This is a genomic window from Mycobacterium sp. TH-M15, assembly GCF_057473705.1.
Map to the genome: position 1 here is coordinate 1 of NZ_JBYCLB010000571.1, position 1,929 is coordinate 1,929.

At 70.1% G+C, this 1,929-nt stretch carries 2 protein-coding genes and 1 pseudogene; all 3 read left to right on the forward strand.

Annotated features, from left to right (window positions below; all coding sequences use genetic code 11):
* Positions 1 to 410 (forward strand): annotated as a pseudogene (locus AC2VNT_RS13995) (hypothetical protein); the annotation flags it as partial.
* Between the two features lie 81 nt (positions 411 to 491).
* The gene (gene trxB / locus AC2VNT_RS14000; RefSeq protein WP_486947435.1) at positions 492 to 1,469 is read left to right on the forward strand and encodes a thioredoxin-disulfide reductase; all 978 of its coding nucleotides are present in this window, start codon (positions 492 to 494) and stop codon (positions 1,467 to 1,469) included.
* Positions 1,470 to 1,482: 13 nt separating this feature from the next.
* Positions 1,483 to 1,830, forward strand: a complete 348-nt coding sequence (gene trxA / locus AC2VNT_RS14005) for a thioredoxin (RefSeq protein WP_486947436.1) — start codon at positions 1,483 to 1,485, stop codon at positions 1,828 to 1,830.
* Positions 1,831 to 1,929: the final 99 nt, after the last annotated feature.

Consider the following 1,929-nt stretch of genomic DNA (forward strand, 5'->3'; position numbering starts at 1 on the left):
TCGCGGCCGCGGTCGGCGCCGCCGCGGCGCTCGCCGCCATCGGCCTGGGTAGCGCCGCGCTGATCCGGAGTCCGGGACCCGGCGGCCCCGGGGAACCGGGTATGCGGCCGATCACGGCGACGTCGCCGATGCCCTTGTCGGGCGGTGACATCCTCGCCCTGCTGGACCACCGGCCCGACCTGGGATCGCTCGATGATCCGCGCCGGCGAGCGTCGTGCCTGAGCGGCCTGGGCTATCCGGGCACCACCCCGATCCTCGGGGGGCGCCGGATCGGCGTCGACGGCAAGCCCGGCGTGCTGCTGGTGCTGCCCGGTGAGCAGCCCGATACGCTGGTCGCTCTGGTGGTCGCGCCGAGCTGCAATTCCGGCGACACCGGGCTGCTGGCCGACTCCATCGTCCGCCGCCCGTGACGCCCGGGAATGCGCACCCCTAAGCTGACGGTTGTGGACGCTAACGCAGACTCCCACGGGAAGGCCCAATACATGCCCGACATGACCACCGCATCGACCATTCACCAGCTGATCATCGTCGGCTCCGGCCCAGCCGGGTACACCGCGGCGATCTACGCCGCGCGCGCCCAGCTGGCTCCGCTGGTGTTCGAGGGCGCCGCCTTCGGCGGAGCGCTGATGACCACCACCGAGGTGGAGAACTACCCCGGTTTCCGCAACGGCATCCAGGGCCCGGAGCTGATGGAGGAGATGCGCGAGCAGGCGCTGCGGTTCGGCGCCGACCTGCGGATGGAAGACGTGGAGTCGGTCGTGCTGGACGGCCCGGTCAAATCCGTCACCACCGCCGACGGCGAGACGCACCGCTCGCGGGCGATCATCCTGGCCATGGGCGCCGCGGCCCGGTACCTGGGCATCCCCGGCGAGCAGGAGCTGCTCGGCCGCGGGGTGAGTTCCTGCGCTACCTGCGACGGGTTCTTCTTCAAGGACCAGGATCTGGCCATCATCGGTGGCGGCGACTCGGCGATGGAGGAGGCCACCTTCTTGACCCGGTTCGCACGCAGCGTGACGCTCGTGCACCGGCGCGAGGAGTTCCGTGCCTCCCGGATCATGGTGAACCGGGCCCGGGACAACGACAAGGTCCGGTTCGTCACCAACCACGTGCCGGTCGCCGTGCAGGGCGACGCCACGGTCACCGGGTTGCGGCTGCGCGACACCCGCACCGGGGCGGAGACCACCCTGCCGGTCACCGGGATTTTCGTCGCGATCGGCCACGACCCCCGCTCGGAGCTCGTCCGCGACGTCCTGGACGTGGACCCGGACGGGTACGTGCTGGTGCAGCAGCCCAGCACCCAGACGTCGCTGACCGGCGTGTTCGCCGCCGGTGACCTGGTGGACCGAACCTACCGGCAGGCGGTCACCGCGGCCGCCACCGGCTGCGCCGCGGCGATCGACGCGGAACGGTGGCTGGCCCACGCCGCCCCGGAGCCGCCACACCCCGTCCCCAGCACCGCCACCGTCTGATTGGAGCCCCCCGATGACCGAGAACCGCGGTTCGACCCTGACCGTCTCCGACGACTCGTTCGCCACCGACGTGTTGACCAGCGAAAAGGCGGTGCTGGTCGACTTCTGGGCCACCTGGTGCGGCCCGTGCCGGATGGTGGCACCGGTGCTGGAGGAGATCGCCACCGAGCATGCCGGGCGACTCACGGTGGCCAAACTGGACGTCGACGCCAACCCGGTGACCGCGCGCGACTTCAACGTCGTCTCCATTCCCACCTTGATCCTGTTCCAGGGCGGGGAACCGGTGAAGCGAATCGTCGGGGCCAAGGGCAAGGCGGCCCTGCTCCGCGAGATCGCCGAATTTCTCCCCGACGCCGGTTAGCTCCGGTTAGGACTCGCGCAGTAATTAGTTAGGTTTTCTGGTTTGGTGTGTCCACACTTGTGGTATGACGCTGCCAGCTGTGGACTCCGATTCGACCGC

Coding starts and splice junctions, on each gene's coding strand:
- trxB (WP_486947435.1), top strand. CDS start 492: ATGACCACCGCATCGACCATTCACCAGCTGATCATCGTCGGCTCCGGC.
- trxA (WP_486947436.1), top strand. CDS start 1,483: ATGACCGAGAACCGCGGTTCGACCCTGACCGTCTCCGACGACTCGTTC.